The 20530-nt window shown below is 68.9% G+C and carries 22 protein-coding genes; 10 read left to right on the top strand and 12 right to left on the bottom strand.

Features of this window, described 5'->3' with window-relative positions:
• The first annotated feature begins 68 nt into the window (after window positions 1–68).
• From DYS74_RS05490 to DYS74_RS05505, 4 genes are all read left to right on the top strand, one after another.
• Window positions 69–974, top strand: coding sequence for a LysR family transcriptional regulator (locus DYS74_RS05490; RefSeq protein ID WP_121531724.1), 906 nt, complete (start codon window positions 69–71; stop codon window positions 972–974).
• 78 nt (window positions 975–1052) lie between these two features.
• A complete protein-coding gene (locus DYS74_RS05495) occupies window positions 1053–2255 on the top strand; it encodes an MFS transporter (RefSeq protein WP_121531726.1) in 1203 nt (400 codons plus the stop codon).
• An 83-nt stretch (window positions 2256–2338) separates the two neighbouring features.
• Window positions 2339–3127, top strand: a complete 789-nt coding sequence (locus DYS74_RS05500; RefSeq protein WP_121531728.1) for an inositol monophosphatase family protein — start codon at window positions 2339–2341, stop codon at window positions 3125–3127.
• Between the two features lie 84 nt (window positions 3128–3211).
• The gene (locus tag DYS74_RS05505; RefSeq protein ID WP_121531730.1) at window positions 3212–3835 is read left to right on the top strand and encodes a hypothetical protein; all 624 of its coding nucleotides are present in this window, start codon (window positions 3212–3214) and stop codon (window positions 3833–3835) included.
• 3 nt (window positions 3836–3838) lie between these two features.
• Here DYS74_RS05505 and DYS74_RS05510 read toward each other — a convergent pair whose 3' ends face one another.
• A complete protein-coding gene (locus tag DYS74_RS05510) occupies window positions 3839–4534 on the bottom strand; it encodes a glutathione binding-like protein (protein WP_121531732.1) in 696 nt (231 codons plus the stop codon).
• A 123-nt stretch (window positions 4535–4657) separates the two neighbouring features.
• Between DYS74_RS05510 and mscL the strand changes: the two genes are divergently transcribed.
• Complete coding sequence (gene mscL, locus DYS74_RS05515) at window positions 4658–5077, top strand: large conductance mechanosensitive channel protein MscL (protein ID WP_121531734.1); 420 nt, start codon at window positions 4658–4660, stop codon at window positions 5075–5077.
• A gap of 54 nt (window positions 5078–5131) precedes the next feature.
• On the opposite strand, the gene ald is transcribed toward mscL, so the two are convergent.
• A complete protein-coding gene (ald, locus tag DYS74_RS05520) occupies window positions 5132–6250 on the bottom strand; it encodes an alanine dehydrogenase (protein ID WP_121531736.1) in 1119 nt (372 codons plus the stop codon).
• A 147-nt stretch (window positions 6251–6397) separates the two neighbouring features.
• On the opposite strand from ald, the gene DYS74_RS05525 reads away from it, so the two are divergent.
• Window positions 6398–6856: an Lrp/AsnC family transcriptional regulator gene (locus DYS74_RS05525; protein ID WP_113900560.1), complete on the top strand. Its 459-nt coding sequence runs from the start codon at window positions 6398–6400 to the stop codon at window positions 6854–6856.
• Here the strand turns inward: DYS74_RS05525 and DYS74_RS05530 are convergent.
• Both DYS74_RS05530 and rpsU read right to left on the bottom strand, forming a co-directional pair.
• A complete protein-coding gene (locus tag DYS74_RS05530; protein ID WP_121532045.1) occupies window positions 6853–8301 on the bottom strand; it encodes a TrkH family potassium uptake protein in 1449 nt (482 codons plus the stop codon). The two genes, DYS74_RS05525 and DYS74_RS05530, sit on opposite strands and share 4 nt — an antisense overlap.
• A 173-nt stretch (window positions 8302–8474) precedes the next feature.
• The gene (rpsU, locus tag DYS74_RS05535; protein ID WP_011748553.1) at window positions 8475–8681 is read right to left on the bottom strand and encodes a 30S ribosomal protein S21; all 207 of its coding nucleotides are present in this window, start codon (window positions 8679–8681) and stop codon (window positions 8475–8477) included.
• A 115-nt stretch (window positions 8682–8796) separates the two neighbouring features.
• Between rpsU and DYS74_RS05540 the strand changes: the two genes are divergently transcribed.
• The 3 genes from DYS74_RS05540 to DYS74_RS05550 are packed head-to-tail and all read left to right on the top strand — an operon-like array spanning window position 8797 to window position 10930.
• A complete protein-coding gene (locus DYS74_RS05540; protein ID WP_121531738.1) occupies window positions 8797–9465 on the top strand; it encodes a COQ9 family protein in 669 nt (222 codons plus the stop codon).
• Window positions 9465–10451 carry an NAD(P)H-quinone oxidoreductase gene (locus DYS74_RS05545; protein WP_121532047.1) on the top strand — a complete coding sequence of 329 codons (987 nt, stop codon included), beginning with the start codon at window positions 9465–9467 and terminating at the stop codon, window positions 10449–10451. The genes DYS74_RS05540 and DYS74_RS05545 overlap by 1 nt, the downstream gene beginning before the upstream one ends.
• Before the next feature lie 20 nt (window positions 10452–10471).
• Window positions 10472–10930: a SpoIIAA family protein gene (locus tag DYS74_RS05550; protein ID WP_121531740.1), complete on the top strand. Its 459-nt coding sequence runs from the start codon at window positions 10472–10474 to the stop codon at window positions 10928–10930.
• Between the two features lie 86 nt (window positions 10931–11016).
• Here DYS74_RS05550 and DYS74_RS05555 read toward each other — a convergent pair whose 3' ends face one another.
• Window positions 11017–11652: a ribonuclease T2 family protein gene (locus DYS74_RS05555; protein ID WP_121531742.1), complete on the bottom strand. Its 636-nt coding sequence runs from the start codon at window positions 11650–11652 to the stop codon at window positions 11017–11019.
• 133 nt (window positions 11653–11785) lie between these two features.
• Here DYS74_RS05555 and DYS74_RS05560 point away from each other — a divergent pair, with 133 nt between their 5' ends.
• Window positions 11786–12556, top strand: coding sequence for a DUF1013 domain-containing protein (locus tag DYS74_RS05560; RefSeq protein ID WP_121531744.1), 771 nt, complete (start codon window positions 11786–11788; stop codon window positions 12554–12556).
• Window positions 12557–12629: 73 nt separating this feature from the next.
• On the opposite strand, the gene DYS74_RS18470 is transcribed toward DYS74_RS05560, so the two are convergent.
• The 7 genes from DYS74_RS18470 to tldD form a co-directional block, all read right to left on the bottom strand.
• Window positions 12630–12818, bottom strand: a complete 189-nt coding sequence (locus DYS74_RS18470; RefSeq protein WP_147435459.1) for a hypothetical protein — start codon at window positions 12816–12818, stop codon at window positions 12630–12632.
• Window positions 12819–12976: 158 nt separating this feature from the next.
• On the bottom strand, window positions 12977–14455 hold the full coding sequence (locus DYS74_RS05565; protein ID WP_121531746.1) for an NAD-dependent succinate-semialdehyde dehydrogenase: 1479 nt from the start codon (window positions 14453–14455) through the stop codon (window positions 12977–12979).
• 149 nt (window positions 14456–14604) lie between these two features.
• Window positions 14605–15594, bottom strand: coding sequence for a P1 family peptidase (locus DYS74_RS05570; protein WP_121532049.1), 990 nt, complete (start codon window positions 15592–15594; stop codon window positions 14605–14607).
• A gap of 26 nt (window positions 15595–15620) precedes the next feature.
• Window positions 15621–17276, bottom strand: a complete 1656-nt coding sequence (locus tag DYS74_RS05575; RefSeq protein ID WP_121531748.1) for an ABC transporter ATP-binding protein — start codon at window positions 17274–17276, stop codon at window positions 15621–15623.
• Window positions 17273–18088 (bottom strand): ABC transporter permease, encoded by an 816-nt coding sequence (locus DYS74_RS05580; RefSeq protein ID WP_121531750.1) that lies wholly within the window; start codon window positions 18086–18088, stop codon window positions 17273–17275. Before DYS74_RS05580 ends, DYS74_RS05575 begins: the two co-directional genes overlap by 4 nt.
• The gene (locus DYS74_RS05585; protein ID WP_121531752.1) at window positions 18085–19029 is read right to left on the bottom strand and encodes an ABC transporter permease; all 945 of its coding nucleotides are present in this window, start codon (window positions 19027–19029) and stop codon (window positions 18085–18087) included. Before DYS74_RS05585 ends, DYS74_RS05580 begins: the two co-directional genes overlap by 4 nt.
• A gap of 41 nt (window positions 19030–19070) precedes the next feature.
• Window positions 19071–20492: a metalloprotease TldD gene (gene tldD, locus DYS74_RS05590; protein WP_121531754.1), complete on the bottom strand. Its 1422-nt coding sequence runs from the start codon at window positions 20490–20492 to the stop codon at window positions 19071–19073.
• Window positions 20493–20530: the final 38 nt, after the last annotated feature.

A 20530-nucleotide genomic window follows, 5' to 3' on the forward strand; every position in this document is an offset into this window, starting at 1 on the left:
CTTGTGCCCGATTCCGCGATGTGAGACAAATTCATAATACTCAAGAAGGTTATGAGTCTGTCAACAAGATGCACCTGGAACTGAGACATCTGCGCACAGTGCGGGCGATCCATGACGCGGGCGGGCTGGCGCGCGCGGCCGAGATCCTGCACATCACGCAATCGGCGCTGAGCCATCAGGTGAAGGGGCTCGAGGAACAGGCGGGGGTCGAGCTCTTCGTGCGCCGCTCGAAGCCGCTGCGGCTGTCGGCCGCCGGGATGAAGCTCCTGCGTCTGGCCGAGCGCGTGCTGCCCGAGGTCGACGCCGTCGCCGACGAGTTCGAGGCGCTGCGGGCCGGCCGCGCCGGGCGGCTGCACATCGCGATCGAGTGCCACGCCTGTTTCGACTGGCTCTTTCCGGTGCTTGAGGCGTTCCGCCGCGACTGGCCCGAGGTCGACATCGACATCCGCCCGGGGCTCGCCTTCAACGCGCTGCCGGCGCTCGCGCGCGAGGAGGTGGATCTGGTGATTTCCTCGGATCCCGAGAAGATCGCCGGCATCACCTTCAACCCGCTCTTCGACTATTCGCCGACCTTCATCGCCGCCTCGACCAGCCCGCTCGCGGCGAAACCCTATGTCACCGCCGAGGATTTCGCCGATCAGACATTGATCACCTATCCGATCGACCGGGCGCGTTCGGACGTGTTCTCGCTGCTTCTGGGCCCGGCGCGGGTCGAGCCGAAGGCGCATCGGCAGGTCGAGCTGACCGCGGTGATCCTGCTGCTGGTCGCGGCCGGGCGCGGCGTCGCGGTGCTGCCCGACTGGGTGTTGCGCGAGGTGAAGTATCAGCCCGACTACATCACCCGCCCGGTGACCAAGACAGGCCTGCGCAAGCGCCTTTACGCCGCCACCCGCGACGAGGACGTGGGCGAGGGCTACATGGCCGATTTCCTGCGTCTGGCGCGGACCGAGCCGGTCAAGCTGCAGCGCGCGTGATGTAACCGTCACAATTCCGGACGTGACGGAATGCCGCGGCGGGGGCTAGATCGGCGGGCAACCCCGAGGGACCGCCCGATGACCGCCATGCCGCAGCCAGCCCGCGCCAACGCGGGCGCGACCGTCTTCCCGATCCTGATCGCGATCTCGCTGTGTCACATGATGAACGATGTGATGCAGTCGATGCTCTCGGCGATCTATCCGATGCTGAAGACGGATTTCGCCCTCGACTACTGGCAGATCGGGCTGATGACGCTGGCCTTCCAGGGCACGGCCTCGCTGCTTCAGCCGGTGATCGGCATCCTCACCGATGCCCGGCCGCAGCCCTGGTCGCTGCCGGTCGCCTCGGTCTCGACTTTCCTCGGCGTGATGGTGCTGGCCTTCGCGCCAAGCTGGCCGCTGCTGATCGTCGGCGCGATGCTGATCGGCTTCGGTTCGGCAATCTTCCACCCCGAGTCGAGCCGGGTGGCGCGGCTCGCCTCGGGCGGGCGTTTCGGGCTCGCGCAATCGGTGTTCCAGGTGGGGGGCAATTTCGGCACGGCCATCGGCCCGCTGCTTGCCGCCTTCATCGTGCTGCCCTTCGGGCGCGGCTCGGTCGCCGTCTTCGGCCTGCTCGCGGTGATCGCCGGCACCATCCTGACCCGGGTCAGCCGCTGGTATGGTGCGCATCTGAAGGCGCGGGCGCGCAGGGCGATGGACAAGACCCTGCCGCTGCCGCGCAACCGCGTGGTGCTGGCGCTGACGGTGCTGGCCTTCCTGACCTTCACCAAGAACATCTACATGGCCTCGATGAGTTCCTATTACACCTTCTACCTCATCGACACCTTCCAGGTGGACACCCGCACCGCGCAGCTGATGCTGTTCCTGTTCCTCGGCGCCGTTGCCGCGGGCACGGTGCTGGGCGGGCCGGTCGCCGACCGCTGGGGGCCGATGGCGGTGATCTGGGTCTCGATCCTCGGTGTGCTGCCCTTCACCCTCGCGCTGCCGCATGTGGGGCTCGTGGCCTCGGGCGTGCTGACGGTGCTGATCGGGCTGATCCTCGCCTCGGCCTTCTCGGCGATCGTGGTCTTTGCGCAAGAGCTGCTGCCCGGCCGCGTCGGCATGGTGGCCGGCATCTTCTTCGGTCTCAGCTTCGGCATGGGCGGCATCGCGGCGGCGGCGCTTGGGGTGCTGGCCGACCATCACGGCATCCGCTTCGTCTATCTGATCTGCTCGGGTCTGCCGGCGCTTGGCGTGCTCACCATCCTGCTGCCGCGGCGGCGCGAGTTTCTGCGCGGCTGAATCCGCCCGGACCGGGCCGCAAACCCCTTGGATTCCGGCCTCCGCCCGTGTAAGGCAGCGGCCTGAACCGAAGGAGCGAACCGATGCAAGGCAGCGCCAACCTCAATCTGATGATCAAGGCCGCGCGCAAGGCCGGCCGCTCGCTGGTGAAGGATTTCCGCGAGGTCGAGAACCTGCAGGTCTCGGCCAAGGGGCCGGGCGACTTCGTCAGCCGCGCCGACCGCGAGGCGGAACGGATCATCAAGGAAGAGCTGCGCGGGGCGCGCCCCTCCTATGGCTGGCTCGGCGAGGAGACCGGCGAAGAGGCGGGCGAGGACCCGACCCGGCGCTGGATCGTCGATCCGCTCGACGGCACCACCAACTTCCTGCACGGCCTGCCGCACTGGGCGGTGTCGATCGCGCTCGAGCACAAGGGCGAAATCGTCTCGGCGGTGGTCTTCGACGCCGCGAAGGACGAGCTTTACTGGGCCGAGAAGGGCTCGGGCGCCTTCATGAACGAGATGCGTCTGCGCGTTTCGGGCCGCAACCGGATGATCGAGTCGATCTTCGCCACCGGCGTGCCCTTCGGCGGCCGCTCGACCCTGCCCGCGACGCTGCAGGACCTGGCTCGGCTGATGCCGGTCTGTGCCGGCGTGCGCCGCTTCGGCGCCGCCTCGCTTGACCTCGCCTATGTGGCGGCGGGCAAGTACGAGGGCTATTGGGAGCGCGGCATCAAGGCCTGGGACATGGCCGCGGGCCTGCTGCTGGTGAAGGAAGCCGGCGGTTTCGTCGGCCCGGTGCGCGAGGGCCGCGACATCTTCGAGACCGGCAGCGTGATCGCCGCGAACGGCGAGCTGTTCGAGCCGCTGTGCAAGGTGCTGCGCGCCGAATAAGGCCGCAGCCGGGCAGCCGTTCACGGCTTGTTCACTCCCTGATGACATCCTGCCCCCCGATCCACAGATCCGGGGGGCTTCTTGATGGACGACACCTTTCACTGGACTCAGGCCGGGCAGATCCTTGCCCGCCACCCGCGCAAGCCGGCGCGGGCCGCAATCGGCACGGCGCTGGACGCGATCGGGCAGGCCGCGAATGACATCGTCTTTGCCGAGATGGCCGCGATCATCGCCGCGCGCCGGGTCGAGGTGCTGGTCGACATGATCGCCGCCTGCGAAGCCGAACGCGCGCGGGGCGAGGTGGTGGCCGAGCTGGACGAGGCGATCGACACGCTCGAGGCCGAACTCGACCGCGCCCAAACCACGCTGCCGCTCGAACAGGCCTTTCATGCCGATGCGCGCGACGAGGCGCTGGCGCGGATTGTCGCGGCGCAGGCGGGGCTGCGTTCGGCGCTGGCGTCTTCCGCGCTGCCACAGCCCGTTCCGGGGCTGAGCCGAGCCGAGGCGGTGGCCCTGGCGCGTGCGATGCTGTCCCATCCACCGGACGCGATCGCCGCCGCGGCCCGCGCCGAGGCCGAGGCGCGGCTGGCGGGCCAGGCGCTCGCCCCTGACGCCGGGGACGATTACGGCTTCACCCAACCCGAGGGGCAAGGCACCTGGCTGGCCACGCATCTGGCCGGGCAGGCCGGGGGCGCGCTTGGCGGCTGAGCCTCAGTCCCGCTTCGGGATCAGCGAGCCGCGCTGCACCGCCGGGCGGGCAAGGAAGCGCTCGAGATAGGCCGGCACATGGGCCAGATCGGCCCAGCCGGCCAGATCGGCGGCCTTGTAGAAGTCGCGCAGCGTGCGCAGCCAGGGGGCGATGGCGATATCGGCGATGGAATAGTCGCCCGCCACCCAGTCCCGGCCCGCAAGCTGCCCGTCGAGCACCTTCAGCAGCCGTGCCGCCTCGGCGCGGAAGCGTTCCTTCGGGCGCGGATCCTCGATCTCCTTGCCGGCGAAGGTGTGGAAATAGCCGAGCTGGCCAAGCATCGGGCCAAGCCCGCCCATCTGCCACATCAGCCATTGCAGCACCTCGTAGCGGCGCGCCTGCGGCAGCAGCATCCCGCTCTTCTCGGCCAGATAGATCAGGATCGCGCCGCTTTCGAACAGGCCGAGCGGCTTGCCGTCGGGCCCGTTCGGATCAAGGATCGCCGGGATCTTGTTGTTCGGTGCCAGCGACAGGAATTCGGGCGTCATCTGGTCGTTGGTGTCGAAGCGCACCAGATGCGGCTCGTAGGCGAGGCCCGTCTCCTCGAGCATGACCGACACCTTCACCCCGTTCGGCGTGGGCAGCGAGTAGAGCTGGATCACCTCGGGGTTTTCGGCGGGCCAGCGGCGGGTGATCGGGAATTGCGCAAGATCGGTCATCGGTACCTCCTGTTTGACGCAAGCCGAGCACATTTTCCCCCCAAGGAAAAGATGCAGCCGCAGCACGGGCATGCTACCCTGCGCCGTCCGCGCCGGCTGGGAAGGCGCTGAGAGGGGCATAACATGTTGCAAGAGTTCAAGAATTTCATCGCCCGCGGGAATGTCGTCGACATGGCCGTGGGTATCATCATCGGTGCGGCCTTCACCGCGATCGTCAATTCCCTGGTGTCGGACCTGATCAACCCGATCATCGGCGTCATCACCGGCGGGCTCGATTTCTCGAACCTGTTCGTCAACCTCGGTGCGGGCAACTATGCCTCGCTCGCCGCGGCGAAAGAGGCGGGCGCGCCGGTCTTCGCCTATGGCTCGTTCATCACCGCGGTCATCAACTTCCTGATCATCGCCTTCGTCGTCTTCCTGCTGGTGAAGCTGGTGAACAAGGTCAAGGACGCCGCCGTGAAGAAGGAAGCCGCCGCCGCGGCACCGGCCGGCCCGAGCGAGCTTGACGTGCTGCTGGAAATCCGCGACGCGCTGAAGAAGTGATCCGGCACCGGCCGGACGAGGAAGGGCCCGGTCCGCGTGACCGGGCCCTTTGCGTTACAGGCCAAGCGCCTCGGCGCCGGAGATCACCGGCAGGCCGAGCGCCACGCCCACCGGCCCGCAGGTCAGCCGTCCGGCATGCACGTTCAGCCCGTCGAGCAGGTGCGCGTCTTCCGAACAGGCCCGCCGCCAGCCCTTGTCGGCCAGCGCCAGCACGAAGGGCAGGGTGGCATTGCCAAGCGCCTGCGTCGCGGTGCGGGCAACGGCGCCCGGCATGTTCGCCACGCAATAGTGCATCACCCCATCGACCTCGTAGATCGGGTCTTCATGCGTCGTCGGGCGCGAGGTCTCGAAACAGCCGCCCTGATCGATCGCGACATCGACGAGCACCGCGCCCGGCTTCATCGTCTTCAGCATCTCCCGCGTCACCAGCTTCGGCGCCGCCGCCCCGGGGATCAGCACCGCGCCGATCACCATGTCGGCCGTCGCAACCAGCTCGGCCGTCGCGGCGCGCTCGGAATATTGCGTCGTCAGGCGGCCCATGAAGACGTCGTCGAGATAGCTCAGCCGCGGGATCGAGCGGTCGAGCACGGTGACATGGGCGCCCATGCCGGTGGCGACGCGCGCCGCCGCCGTGCCGACGACGCCGCCGCCGATGATCACGACATTCGCCGGTGCGACGCCCGGCACGCCCCCCAGCAGCACGCCGCGCCCGCCATTCGCCTTCTGCAGCGTCCAGGCGCCGACCTGCGGCGCGAGCCGCCCTGCCACCTCGGACATCGGCGCCAGCAACGGCAGCCCGCCATTGCGGTCGGTCACCGTCTCGTAGGCGATGCAGGTCGCGCCCGAGGCGAGCAGGTCATGTGTCTGTGCCGGGTCCGGCGCGAGATGCAGATAGGTGAAGAGCACCTGCCCCGGGCGCAGCATCGCGCGCTCGCCCGCCTGCGGCTCCTTCACCTTCACGATCATCTCGGCCTGGGCAAAGACCTCGGCCGCCGAGGGCAGGATCCGCGCCCCCGCCGCGACGTAATCCGCATCCGTATAACCGGACCCCGCCCCGGCGCCCGCCTCGATCAGCAGCTCGTGGCCGTGCCCCACCGCCTCGCGCGCCGCGCCGGGGGTGAGGCCCACGCGGAACTCCTGCGGCTTGATCTCCTTCACGCATCCGATCTTCATTCGGTCCTCCTCCGATCCGAAATGCTCCTCCGCTGCCAGCCTGCGCCCGGGCGCGGAAAATTGCATCGAAAAGCGGTTGCATTTTTCGGCCATGGGCGCGCATATCTTCGACCATAGTCCCCTGCGGCCGAAGAAGATTGCGTGACCATGACCCTTGACGCGACGGATCGTCGAATCCTCACCGTCCTGCAAAAGCAGGGGCGGATCTCCAATGCGGAACTCTCCGAGCGGGTGAACCTCTCGGCCTCGGCCTGTCACCGGCGGGTGCAGCGGCTGGAGGAGGAGGGCTATATCCGCGACTATGTCGCGCTGCTCGATGCCCGCAAGCTCGGCCGGCCGACCACCGTCTTCGTCGAGATCACGCTGTCGGGGCAGGCCGACGAGGTGCTCGAGGCCTTCGAGCGCGAGGTGAAGAAGATCCCCGACGTGCTCGAATGCCACCTGATGGCGGGTTCGGCCGATTACCTGCTGAAGGTGGTGGCCGAGGATACCGAGGATTTCGCCCGCATCCACCGCGCCAAGCTGGCGCGGCTGCCGGGGGTGCAGGGGATGCAGTCGAGTTTCGCGCTGCGCACGGTGTTCAAGACCACCGCGCTGCCGGTCTAGTCGCGCCAGAACCGCGGCAGGAACAGCACGAAGATCGCCAGCATGCCCAGCCGGCCGAGCAGCATCGCAAGGCACATGGTCAGGGTCTCGATGTCGTTGAAATCAACCATCGTGCCGGTGCGTGCCACCATTGGCCCGACGCCGAACCCGATGTCGCCGAGGCAGCCCCAGATCGCGAAGAGCGAGGAGGTGAAATCTGCGCCGGCCATCGACATCAGCACCGAGAGAACGCCGAGGGTCAGGATATAGCCCGAGACATGCAGCATCAGCGGGCCGAGGGTCTCTTCGTCGAGCGGCTTGCCGTCATAGCGCGGCTGGATCACTCGGTGTGGCGAGTGCAGTTGCCGGATTGCCGCCCGCACCACCGAGAGCACCACCTGCACGCGGAACACCGACAGCGCACCCGAGCTTGACCCTGTGCAGCCGCCGATCAGGCCCAGCAGGAAGGCGATGACCATGGCAAAGGTGCCCCAGGGTTCGATCGGGCCGACGCCGAAACCCGTCCCGGTCAGGATCGAGGCGAAGTTGAAGGTGGTCTCGCGCAGAACCTGCTCGAACGGCAGGTCCTCGCGCCACAGCCGAAAGGCGATGACGATGGCGCTGAAATAGACGAACCAGCGCAGGAAGGCACGCACCTGGCTGTCGTGCCACAGCGGACGAGACTGGCCCTGCACCAGCTGGAAGAAGCGGATGTAGGGCATCGCGCCCAGCAGCATGAACACGGTGCCGGCATATTGCGCGGGCACCGACCAGACCGCGAAATTCGCGTCAAAGGTGCCGAAGCCGCCGGTGGCGATCGCGGCCATGGCGTGGATCGAGGCGTCGAACAGCGGCATCCCGCACAGCACGAAGACCACGGTGCAGAGCACCGTCAGCCCGGTATAGACCTCGAGCAGCGAGATCGCGATGTCGCGCGCGCGCGGCAGAACCTTGCCGAAGGTGTCGAAGCCCTCGGTCTGGAAATAGCGCATGCCGCCGATGCGCATGACCGGCAGGAAGATCATGGCGACAAAGGCGATGCCGAGCCCGCCCATCCAGTTCAGCATGCCCCGCCACAGCAGCACCGAGCGCGGCAGGTCCTCGATTCCGGTGAAGACTGTGTAACCGGTCGTGGTGATGCCTGAGACAGCCTCGAAATAGGCGTCGGTCAGGCTCACGTCGGGTTTGCCGTGCAGGAAGGGCAGGGCGCCGAAGAACGGCACGAAGATCCAGATCGCAGCGGTCAGGAGATAGGCCTGCCGCAGGGTCATCGCGTGAGGTTTGTCCGAGCGAGTCGCGAGGGCAAGAAGCGCACCGAAGAGCGTGGTCTCGATGGCGGCCTTGAGTACCTGCAATCCGTTCGGTTCCGCGCCGAGCAGGTCGACCCCCACTGGCGCAAGCATGGCGACCCCGAGCGCAAGCAGGATCAGGCCGAGATGGTGAAAGACGGGTCCGAAATCGGTCATCGTGGTGCCAGCGATGCAGGCGGGCGGCGCGGCAGGCAATTCACGAAATCGTGAGATTGTTCCGGCGGCGTCCCGTGTCCTTGGGGTCAACCTGTTCAAAAGAACCAAAAACCCCCGATGGCAGGGCCACGGGGGTCATCAGTGCGGGCAAGCCCGCCAGCGGTTCCAGTCGCTCAGAGCGCGCCTTCACGCTGCGCCTTTTTCCGCGCCAGTTTCCGGGCACGGCGAACGGCTTCAGCTTTCTCGCGCGCTTTCTTGACGGAGGGTTTCTCGAAATGCTGCTTGAGCTTCATTTCACGAAACACACCCTCGCGCTGAAGTTTCTTCTTCAGAGCACGAAGCGCCTGTTCGACGTTGTTGTCGCGAACGCTGACCTGCATGTGGTGTCACCACCTTCCTAAGTTAGAGTTGCATCAGATTGCAGGAGCGGGCCATATAACAGGGGACCGGAGTTTTGTCCACTCCCCGCGATGGGGCGTGGCGAAGGAATATGCCATGAAAAACGACCATCTCGACGTTGCGCGGATGCGGGCCGACCTGCTTGCCGCGATCGAGCCGCACGTGCCTTTCGACGGCTGGTCCGAGCCCGCCTTCCGGCAGGCGGTGGCGGATGTCGGGGTCGACCCGGCGCTGGCCCGTCTGGTCTGCCCGAGGGGCGCGGTGGATCTCGCCGTGGAATATCACCGCGCGGCCGACCGGGCGATGGTCGCGGCACTGGCCGCGGCCGATCTCACGGGGATGAAATTCCGCGACAAGGTCGCCCATGCCGTGACCCTGCGCCTTGGTCTTGTCGATCCGGAACTCGTGCGCCGCGCCGCCTCGCTTTTCGCGCTGCCGCAGCATGGTGCGACCGGCGCCCGGCTGGTGTGGGAGACGGCCGATGCGATCTGGCGCGCCCTTGGCGACGAGAGCGCGGATTACAACTGGTACACCAAGCGGATCACGCTGTCGGGGGTGTTCTCCTCGACCGTGCTGTTCTGGCTTGGCGACGAGAGCGAGGGGCTGGCCGAGACCCACGCCTTCCTCGACCGCCGCATCGGTGACGTGATGCAGTTCGAGAAGGTGAAGGGCGCGGTCATCCGCCTGCCGGGGCTCAAGGGCCTGCTCGGCGCGATCCGCGCCCCGCAGCCCACCCCGCTGCCCGGCCATGAGGAGCGCGCATGATGACCCTTCCGCTGCAGATGCAGGCAATCGAGATTTCCGTCCCCGGCGGCCCCGAGGCGCTGAAACCGGTCTCGCGCCCGGTGCCGCTGCCCGGTCCGGGCGAGATCCTGATCGAAGTGGCCTTTGCCGGGGTGAACCGCCCCGATGCGCTGCAACGCGCCGGCGCCTACCGCGCCCCGCCCGGCGCCTCGGACCTGCCCGGGCTCGAATGTGCGGGACGGATCGCGGCGCTTGGCCCCGATGTCTCCGGCTGGCAGGTGGGCGATGCGGTCTGCGCGCTGCTGCCCGGCGGCGGCTATGCCGAATATGCGGTCTGCCCCGCGGCCCATGCCCTGCCGGTGCCCGAGGGCGTCAGCCTGCGCGACGCCGCCTGCCTGCCCGAGACCTGCTTCACCGTCTGGTCGAATGTGGTGATGCGCGGCGGGCTGAAAGCGGGCGAACGTTTCCTCGTCCACGGCGGGTCCTCGGGCATCGGCACGACGGCGATCCAGATCGCGCGCAACCTGGGCGCCCGGGTCTTCGCCACCGCTGGCTCGGCCGGGAAATGTGCCGCCTGCGAGGCGCTCGGCGCCACCGCGATCAACTACCGCGAGGCCGATTTCGTCGAGGTTCTGCGGGCCGAGGGCGGTGCGAACCTGATCCTCGACATGGTCGGCGGCAGCTATATCCCGCGCGACGTCAAGGCGCTCGCCGATGATGGCCGGCTCGTCTTCATCGCCTTCCTCGAAAGCCCGAAGGCCGAGCTGAACTTTGCCCAGGTGATGCTGCGCCGGCTGACGATCACCGGCTCGACCCTGCGCCCGCAATCGGATGCCGCCAAGGCCGCGATCGCGGCCGAGCTGCGCGCGCAGGTCTGGCCGATGGTCGCCGCCGGCCGGCTGCGCCCGATCCACGACAGCACCTTCCCGCTGACCGAGGCCGCTGCTGCCCATGCCCGCATGGAAAGCTCGGCCCATATCGGCAAGATCGTGCTGCAGGTCCGTTGAACCCACCCCGCGGAGGCACCATGACCAAGGGATATTTCGAGACGCTCCCGGGCCTGCCCGCCGACGTTCTGGCGATCGAGGCCAGGGGCACGATCGACGCCGAGGCCTATAGCCGCGACCTGATCCCGGCGATCGAGGCGAAGATCGCGGCCGAGGGGCGGCTGAAGCTCCTCTATGTCATCGGGGCGGAGTTCGAGAGCTATACCGCCGGCGCCGCCTGGGAAGACGCGAAGGTCGGGATGATGCATCTGGGCGATTTCGCCCGCATCGCGCTGGTCAGCGATGTCGAGTGGATCCGGCTCGGCGTGAAGGCCTTCGCGCCGATGATCCCGGGTGCGGTCAAGGTCTTCGCCCTCGCCGATCTCGCGGCGGCGAAAGCCTGGATCACGGATGATGGCCATGGCGGGACGGGCAGCCCCGGCATCGCCGCCGATTACACCATCCCGCCGCTCGAGGACCGGATCCCGGAAGAGCCCTGATCCCTTTTCTCCTTGCGAAAAATACCTCCGGGGGTGCGGGGGCAGGCAGCCCCCGCGGGCGCCACCTCCGCCGACGCCCGCAGGCTTCAGCGCACCCGCTCCATCAACGCGTCTGACATCGTGCAGTCGCGGATCACGTCGGCGCCACAGCGGCGCGGGCGCAGATCCTTCGTCAGGCAGATCCGCGCCTCCTGGATCCGGCCGGCCTTGCAGGTCACGGTGATCTCGTCGCGGGCAAGCCCCGGATTCGCCTCGAGAAACGCCTCCTCGACCACCGCGGCGGGCAGTTTCACGTCCCGGTCGAGGCGGCGGAACACCTCGGGGATGGCAATCGCGCCATAGGCGCGGCGGGCGAGCGCGAAATAGTCGCGGGCGGTCAGCCCCGAACAGCGCCCGTGCTTCTTCCACTGATACCAGGCGGCCCCGTCCGAGCCCATCACGTCCGCCATCGCGGCCGAGGCGCTGCGCGCGGGATCGCGCGCCGTGGTGCGGCAATCGCTCGGATAGCCGCGCTCGTCCTGCGGCCAGAGCCCGTGCAGCACGAAGCTCGCATCCCCCGCCGGGTCGCATTGCGCGGCGCCGCGGCCCGCGCCGTCGGTCGCGCACCAGGCGGGCGCCCAGCTCAGCGACAGCACGTAATAGTCGAACTCGCCCGCCCGCTCGCCTTCGGCCAGTGCCGCGCTTGCCCAGAACAGGCAGCCGAGAACCGCCGAAACCCGCATTTTCGCTTCCCCTGTTGCCGTTTCCGCCCTATATAGCAGACCAATTCCCCACCAGAAATGGACCGCGGCCGGGGACCCCCGCGCCGCAGCCGGTTTCTCGGCCCGGGAGAGATATGTGCAAAGGACCGATCAGATGACGACGAACAAGCCCCTGATGGCCAAGGCAACCGCCGTGTGGCTGGTGGACAACACGACGCTGAGCTTCAAGCAGATCGCCGATTTCTGCGGCATGCACGAGCTCGAGGTGCAGGGCATCGCCGACGGGGACGTGGCGGTGGGTGTGAAGGGCTTCGACCCGATCGCGCACAACCAGCTCGACCAGAAGGAAATCGACAAGGGCGAGGCCGACCCGCTCTACAAGCTCCGGCTCAAGTTCAACGCCGCCGCCGTCGGCGAGGACAAGCGCCGCGGCCCGCGCTACACGCCGCTTTCGAAGCGTCAGGACCGTCCGAACGCGATCCTGTGGCTGGTCAAGTTCCACCCCGAGCTGGCCGATGCGCAGATCGCCCGTCTCGTCGGCACGACGAAGCCCACCATCGCCTCGATCCGCGACAGGACGCACTGGAACATCCAGAGCATGACCGCGATCGATCCGGTGGCGCTTGGCCTGTGCCGGCAGTCGGAGCTTGACGGCGAAGTGCAGAAGGCCGCGAAGAAGCGCGCCGCCGAGGGCGTGATGTCGGATGACGAGCGTCGCAAGCTGGTCTCGACCGAGCAGTCGCTGGGCATGACCGAAGAGCCGCGCCTGCCGTCCTCGATCGCCGGGCTCGAGGGCTTCAGCCTCGGCACCCCCGAGGAAGAGCGCGAGAATCCGAAGGACTTCTCGGATGCGGACAGCTTCTTCAACCTGCCGCATGGCGAGGACGACGAGGACGAGGACGACGAGCACGATCCGCGTCGCTGATCGTCCGTTCCGGAAATCGCAAAGGGCCGTCCCGAGAGGGCGGCCCTTTTTGCGGGGCGAACTGCGGAAGAGCTCAGGCGGGATCGGCCAGCGTGGCGAGGAGCGCGTCGAGATCGGCCCGCGCCCGTTCCGCCTCGGCCGCGTCGCGCGGGGCGGCGATCAGTTCGGCCAGACGATAGGCCTCTTGCACATGACAGAGGTTGCGCCGCGCACGGGGCGCGGCGGGCATCGGAAAGGCGAGGACCGTTGTGTTCTTGCTCAAGGTGCGATTCGTGCCTGACTGACCTCGGGCATAGCCGCCGCGATGCCGTTTTTGCAAGACTCATGCGAAAAAACAGGCAGTTGCCTTGATCTGCGTCAAAACGCCGCGCAGATTTTGACGCGGGCGAAGCGCCTGGCTCCGCCCGCCGTCGCCTCGCCTCAGATCGAGAGGCAGATGTATTTCAGCTCGAGGTAATCCTCGACGCCGTGATGCGAGCCTTCGCGGCCCAGACCCGACTGCTTGACGCCGCCGAAGGGGGCGACTTCGGTCGAGATGATGCCGGTGTTCACTCCGACGATGCCGTATTCGAGGCCTTCCTGCACGCGGGTGATGCGGCCGATGTCGCGGGCGTAGAAGTAGGAGGCAAGGCCGAAGATCGTGGCGTTGGCCTTCTCGATCACTTCTTCCTCGGTCTCGAACTTGAACAGCGGCGCGACCGGGCCGAAGGTTTCCTCGGTGGCGACCTTCATCTCCTGCGTCACGCCGGTGACGACGGTCGGTTCGAAGAAGGTGCCGCCAAGCGCGTGGCGCTTGCCGCCGGTGACGACGGTGCCGCCGCCCTTGACCACGTCGGCGATGTGATCCTCGACCTTGGCGACGGCCTTGTCCGAGATCAGCGGGCCGGTGGTGATGCCGGCCTCGAGCCCGTCGCCCACGTTCAGCTTGGCAACCGCGGCGGCCAGCTTCTCGGCGAAGGCGTCATAGACGCCGGCCTGCACATAGATGCGGTTCGCGCAGACGCAGGTCTGGCCGTTGTTGCGGAACTTCGACATCATCGCGCCCTCGACCGCGGCGTCGAGATCGGCGTCGTCGAAGACGATGAAGGGCGCGTTGCCGCCAAGCTCCATCGAGCATTTCATCACCTGATCGGCGGCCTGACGCATCAGGATCCGGCCGACCTCGGTCGAGCCGGTGAAGGTCAGCTTGCGCACGGTGTGGTTCTCGCAGAACTCCTTGCCGATGTCCGAGGCCTTCGACGAGGTGATGACCGAGAAGATGCCCTTCGGCAGGCCGGCGCGTTCGCCCAGAACCGCCAGCGCCAGCGCCGACAGCGGGGTCTCGGCGGCCGGACGGGCGACGAAGCCGCAGCCAACGGCAAGGGCCGGGCCGCATTTGCGGGTGATCATCGCGTTCGGGAAGTTCCACGGCGTGATCGAGCCGACAACGCCGATCGGCTGCTTGATCACCTGGATGCGCTTGTCGCGCATGTGGCCCGGGATCGTCTCGCCGTAGATGCGCTTGGCCTCCTCGCCGAACCATTCGATGAACGAGGCGCCATAGGCGATCTCGCCCTTCGCCTCGGCAAGCGGCTTGCCCATCTCGGCGGTGAGGATCGCGCCCAGATCGTCCTGGTTCGCCATCATCAGCTCGAACCACTTGCGCAGCACCTGCGCGCGTTCCTTGGCGGTGCGCGCGGCCCATTCCTTCATCGCGACGCGGGCGGCCTCGATCGCGCGGGCGGTCTCGGCGCGGCCGAGATCGGGCACGGTGCAGATCACGTCGCCGCGGGCGGGGTTGAGCACCTCGAAGGTGGTGCCGTCATCGGCGTCGACCCATTCGCCGGCCACATAGGCCTTGGTGGCGAGCAGGGTGGGGTCCTTGAGAAGGGATTTGAGATCGGTGGCGGTGTCGAGCATGGGTATCTCCCTGTTTTGGGCGTGGCGGCAAGGAAGCATGCGGGGCCGGCCCTTGTCCATCCGTCGCAGTGGCAACCCGCGCCGGCGCAGGTGACCGATCTGCGCGGTCTGCCTGCCAATATGGTGCATGGGGCGGCGGCGGAAAGGGCTCAGCCAAAGCGCGCGGTCCAGCTCGGCTGCAGGTCGCCCGGCATCGCCGTGGCGGCATGGACCGCGCGGGCGATGGCGCGGGCAAGGCAGCTGGACGCGGCATGGCCGAGCAGGAAGGTGTCGGCGACCGGATCGGCGAGTGGCTTCGCGCCGGTCGCCGCGGCAAAGACCAGATCGCCGTCAATCGGTGTGTGCGAGGGCACGAGCGCACGCGCCATGCCGTCATGCGCCGCCGTCGCCATCCGCTGCGCCTGTGCCTGGCTCAGCGCGGCATCGGTGGCGACGATGGCGATGGTGGTGGCCTCGCCCATCCGCTTCTTCGGTGCGGGCTCGGCGGCGGCGGGGTACAGCAGCGCTGTGCCGCGACCGCCGAATTCGCCCTCAAGCTCCCAGGGCGCGGCCCAGAAATGCGGGCTGTCCTCGACCGTGGCCGAGCCGAGCGCGTTCACCGCGACCAGCGCGCCGACGGTCATCCCGTTCTCCAGCACCGCCGAGGCCGAGCCGAGCCCGCCCTTGAGCGTGCCGGTGAGCGCGCCGAAGCCCGCGCCCTCGCTGCCGATGGCAAACTCGGGGCTTGCCGCCTCGAGCGCCGCCCGGCCAAGCGCGGCATAGGGGTTGGTGCCCCAGCCCTTGTCGCCGCCATTGAGCAGATCGAACAGGATCGCCGCCGGCACGATCGGCACGCGCATCTCGCCGACGGCAAAGCCGCGGCCGCGCGCGCGCAGCCCCTCGGCCACGCCCGAGGCCGAATCGAGCCCGAAGGCCGAGCCGCCAGAGAGCACGATCGCATCGACCTCCTGCACCAGCCGGTCGGGGGCGAGCAGATCGGTCTCGCGGGTGCCGGGGGCGCCGCCCATCACCTGCACGGCGGCGGTGAAGGGGCGGTCCGCCAGCAGCACGGTGCAGCCCGAGCGCAGCCGCCCGCTGTGCGCGTTGCCGACGCGCAGCCCCTCGATGTCGGTGATCAGATTCTTCGGTCCCGGCTGCATGACGCTCTCCTCGCTGCGCTGCAGCATTATGCGCTGGTCGCGGGGGCGGGATCAAGCGTGCTCCACGTTTCGGGCAGCCGCGGCGTCGCGGCAAGCAGCCGGCGGGTGTAGGGATGGCGCGGCGCGGTGAAAAGATCCGCAGTCGGGCCTTCCTCGACGATCCGGCCGGCCTGCATCACCAGGCAGCGCGTGGTGACGGCACGCACCACCGACAGGTCGTGCGAGATGAAGAGGTAGGAGAGCCCGTGGTCCGCCTGCAGCCGGGCGAGCAGCGACAGCACCTGCGCCCGCACCCGCACATCGAGCGCCGAGACCGCCTCGTCGAGCACGATCAGCCGCGGCCGGATGATCAGCGCGCGGGCGATGGCAAGGCGCTGGCGCTGACCGCCCGAGAACTCGTGGATGTAGCGGTCGCGGTCTTCGGGCGAAAGGCCGACATCGCTCAGCGCGGCATCGATCCGGGCCTCGGCATCCGGCGGGCGGCCGGTCAGGTGGAAGGGTTCGGCGATCAGCCGCGCCACCGTCTGCCGCGGATCGAAGGAACCGTAGGGATCCTGGAACACCACCTGCACCGCGGCGCGCTGCGCGGGCGGCATGCGCGGCGAGACCGGCGCGCCGGCGAGCGCGATGCGCCCGCCCGAAAGCGGGTCGAGGCCGAGGATGGCGCGGGTCAGGGTCGACTTGCCGCAACCCGATTCGCCCACCAGCCCCAGCGATTCCCCGGCGCGCAGGCTGAAGGAGACACCATCGACCGCATGCAGCTCGGGCGCCGCGGCGAACAGCGAGGGCCGGGGCAGGCGGTAGCTGCGGCGCGCGTCCTCGACCCGCAGCAGGGCGTCCGCGTCGGGTTTCGAGGCTTTTTGCCAGGAAAAAGCCCCCGCTGCTTTTCCCTGGTCCAAATACGCATCGGACAGCGGGGCAAGGCGCGCGGCGGCCAGAAGGGCGCGAGTATAGGGCCGGGCGGGGGCGCGGAACAGCGCCTCGGTCGGCCCCTCCTCGACGATTCGGCCGTCCTGCATCACCGCGACGCGCGCGGCCATCTTCGCGGTCACCGCAAGGTCGTGGGTGATGAGCAGAAGCGCCATCCCCTCCTCGCGCACGAGGTCGCGCAGCAGCGCCAGCACCTCGGCCTGGGTGGTGACATCAAGCGCGGTGGTGGGCTCGTCGGCGATCAGCAGTTGCGGGCGCAGCGCGATGGCCAGCGCGATCGCCACGCGCTGGCGCTGGCCGCCCGAAAGCTCGTGCGGATACAGGGTCAGCGGAAAGCGCGGTGCGGGCAGGCCGACGCGGTCGAGGCGGTCGCGGGCGATCCGCCGCGCCTCGCTGCGGGCAAGGCCGCGGTGGACGATCAGCGTCTCGGCCACCTGATCGCCGATCGTCATCAGCGGGTTCAGCGCGGTCATCGGCTCCTGAAAGATCATCCCCACGCCGGCGCCGCGCAGCCGGCACAACTCGCGTTCGGCAAGCGTGGTGATCTCGCGCCCGGCCAGCCGGACCGAGCCGGAGGCTTGCGCGCCCTCGGGCAAGAGCCCCATCACCGCCAGCGCCGTCATCGACTTGCCCGAGCCCGATTCGCCGACAAGGCCGAGGATCTCGCCCGCCTGAAGCCGCAGCGAGACGTCGCGCAGCACCTCGGTCGTGCCGATGCTGACGCCGAGGTGCTCGATCGCAAGCAGGCTCATGTCAGCCGCCCCCGCAGCCGCGGGTCGAGCGCATCGCGCAGCCCGTCGCCCAGAAGGTTCAGCCCGAGCACGGTGAGCACGATCGCCAGCCCCGGGAACAGCGCCACATGCGGGGCAATCGCCACCATCGTCTGCGCCTCGGCCAGCATCCGGCCCCAGCTGGCGGTGGGCGGTTGCGCGCCAAGGCCGACATAGCTCAGCCCCGCCTCGGCGAGGATGCCGAGCGAGGCCTGGATCGTCGCCTGCACGATCAGCAGGCTGGCGATATTCGGCAGCACATGTTCGGCCGAGATCCGGGCGCGGCCCTTGCCCGCCACCCGGGCGGCGCGGATGTAATCGAGCGTCCACAGGCTGAGCGCGGCGCCGCGGGCGGTGCGGGCGAAGACCGGGATGTTGAACAGCCCGATCGCCAGCGTCGCGTTCAGCGCCGAGGGGCCGAGCGTCGCGGTGATCAGGATCGCGGTGACGAGGGCTGGGAAGGCGAAAATGAGGTCGTTCAGCCGGGCGAGCGTGGCGTCGAGCAGGCTGCCGCGGCTGGCCGCCGCGGCGAGCCCGAGCGGTGTGCCGATGCCCGCGCCGATCGCCACGGCGGCCAGCGCCACGGCCAGCGAGCTGCGCGCCCCCGCCATCAGCATCGACAGGATGTCGCGACCGAAATGGTCGGTGCCCATCCAATGCGTGGTCGACGGCGGTTGCAGCCGCGCGCCGATCGCCAGTGCCGCGGGGTCCCAGGGCGTCCAGACGAGCGACAGCGCGGCCGCGGCGACGGCCAGCCCGCTCAGCCCCGCGCCGATCAGCAGCGCGGGCCTCATGCCGGCCTCCGCAGCCGCGGGTCGACCAGCGCATAGGCAAGGTCGGTGACGAAGCTGACGACGATCACGGCGACGACCAGCAGCATCACCGCGCTCTCGACGACGATCAGATCCCGCTGGGTGATTGCCTGGAAGATCAGCCGGCCGAGCCCGGGCAGGTAGAACACGTTCTCGATGATGATCGCGCCGGCCAGCAGGAAGGAGAACTGCATGCCAAGCACGGTCAGCACCGGGATCAGCGCGTTGCGCAGCGCGTGGCGGGTCAGTGCGGCGCGCCGGCTCAGCCCCTTGGCGCGGGCGGTGCGGATGTAGTCCTGCGCCATCGCCTCGATCAGCGCCGAGCGCAGGATGCGGGCGAGGATCGCGGCCTGCGGCAGGGCGAGGGCGAGGGCGGGCAGGATCAGCGCGCGCAGCGCGGCGCCGGGGTGCGCCCAGCCCGGGAACCCGCCCGCCGGCAGCAGCTGCCAGCGCAGCGCGAAGAGCGCAACGAGCATCATCGCGAACCAGAAATTCGGCACCGCGATGCCGATCTGCGCAAGCCCGGTGACGGCCAGATCGGCGCCCTTGCCGCGGCGCGCGGCGGCGATCAGCCCGGCGGGCAGGGCGAGCGCCGTCGACAGGATCAGCGCCAGCCCGGCGAGCGGCGCCGACAGTGCCAGCCGTTCGGCGATCAGCCCGGCGACCGGGGTCTTGTAGGTATAGCTGATGCCGAAATCGCCGCGCAGCAGCCCCGCGAGCCAGTGCAGATAGCGCCAGACCAGCGGCTCGTTCAGGCCGAGCTGGTCGCGCAGCGCCGCCACCGTGTCGGGGGCGGCGTTCATGCCGAGCATGTAGGAGACCGGATCGCCCGGCACCACCTCGATCGCCGCAAAGATGACGAGGCTCGCCGCCAGAAGCGAGGCCGCGAGCGAGAGGGTGCGAAGGAGAAGGAAGCGCGCCATTGCCGCAAGCTTGCCCGCTGCGCCGCAGCGGTCAAGCCCTGTCAGGCGGCCGAGCCGCCGACGGTGATCCCGCCGATCAGCAGCGAGGGCATGCCGACGCCCACCGGCACCCATTGCCCGGCCTTGCCGCAATTGCCGATGCCGGGGTCGAGCGCCATGTCGTTGCCGATGGCGCGGATCCGGTGCAGCGCGGTCGGCCCGTCGCCGATCAGCGTCGCGCCCTTGACCGCGGCGCCGACAACGCCGTTCTTCACCCGGTAGGCCTCGGTGCAGTTGAACACGAACTTGCCGTTGGTGATGTCGACCTGCCCGCCGCCGAAGCCCACGGCATAGATCCCGTCCTTCAGATCGGCGAGGATCGCCTTCGGGTCGGCATCGCCGCCGAGCATGTAGGTGTTGGTCATCCGCGGCATCGGCGCATGGGCAAAGCTCTCGCGCCGGCCGTTGCCGGTGGCAGGCACCCCCATCAGCCGGGCGTTCTGCCGGTCCTGCATGTAGCCCACGAGCACCCCGTCCTCGATCAGCACGTTGCGCCCCGAGGGCGTGCCCTCGTCATCGACGGTGATCGAGCCGCGCCGGTCGGGGAGGGTGCCGTCGTCGAGGATGGTCACCCCCTTCGCCGCCACCTGTTGCCCCATCAGCCCGGCGAAGGCCGAGGATTTCTTGCGGTTGAAATCGCCCTCGAGCCCGTGACCCACGGCCTCGTGGATCAGCACGCCCGGCCAGCCCGGGCCAAGCACCACGTCGAACTGCCCGGCGGGCGCGGGTTCGGCCGACAGGTTCACCAGCGCGATGCGCAGCGCCTCGCGCGCGACGGGCTGCCAGTTCGCCGGCTCGATCAGGCTCGACAGGCCGAAGCGGCCGCCGCCGCCATGCCCGCCCGATTCGCGCCGGCCGTTCTCCTCGACGATGACCGAGATGTTGAGCCGCGCCATCGGCCGGATGTCCTGCACGAGGCCGCCTTCGGGGCGCAGGATGAACACCTCCTGATGCGAGGCCGCCATCGAGGCGGTGACCTGCACCACGCGCCGGTCGAGGCCGCGGGTGAAGGCGTCGATCTCGGCAAGGATGTCGATCTTCGCGCCAAAGCCCGCGTCGGCCATCGGGTCGGCGTCGGTGTAAAGGTGGCGGTTGGTGCCGGCGGGCGGGGGCGCCATCACGCCACCGCCATCGCCCACGGCGAGCCGCGCCGTTTCCGCCGCGCGCTTCAGCGCCGGTTCGGAAATCTCCGTCGAATGGGCATAGCCCGCGACCTCGCCCTTGACCGCGCGCAGCCCGAACCCCTCGGAGGCGTCATAGGAGGCCGTGCGCAGCCGCCCGTCATCGAAGACCAGCGCCTCGGAGCGCCGACGTTCGAGGAACAGCTCGCCGTCCTCGGCCCCCGCGGTGGCCCCGCGCAGCACCGCAAGTGCGGCGGCCTCGTCGATCTGCGTCTCGAAGGGGGCGAAACGGTCCTCGGTCATGGCGATCCTCTCTGACGGCCCGGTGCGGCGCAGTGTCG

Origin of the sequence: Paenirhodobacter hankyongi, assembly GCF_003664585.1 — a bacterium.
Lineage (GTDB): Bacteria > Pseudomonadota > Alphaproteobacteria > Rhodobacterales > Rhodobacteraceae > Rhodobacter > Rhodobacter hankyongi.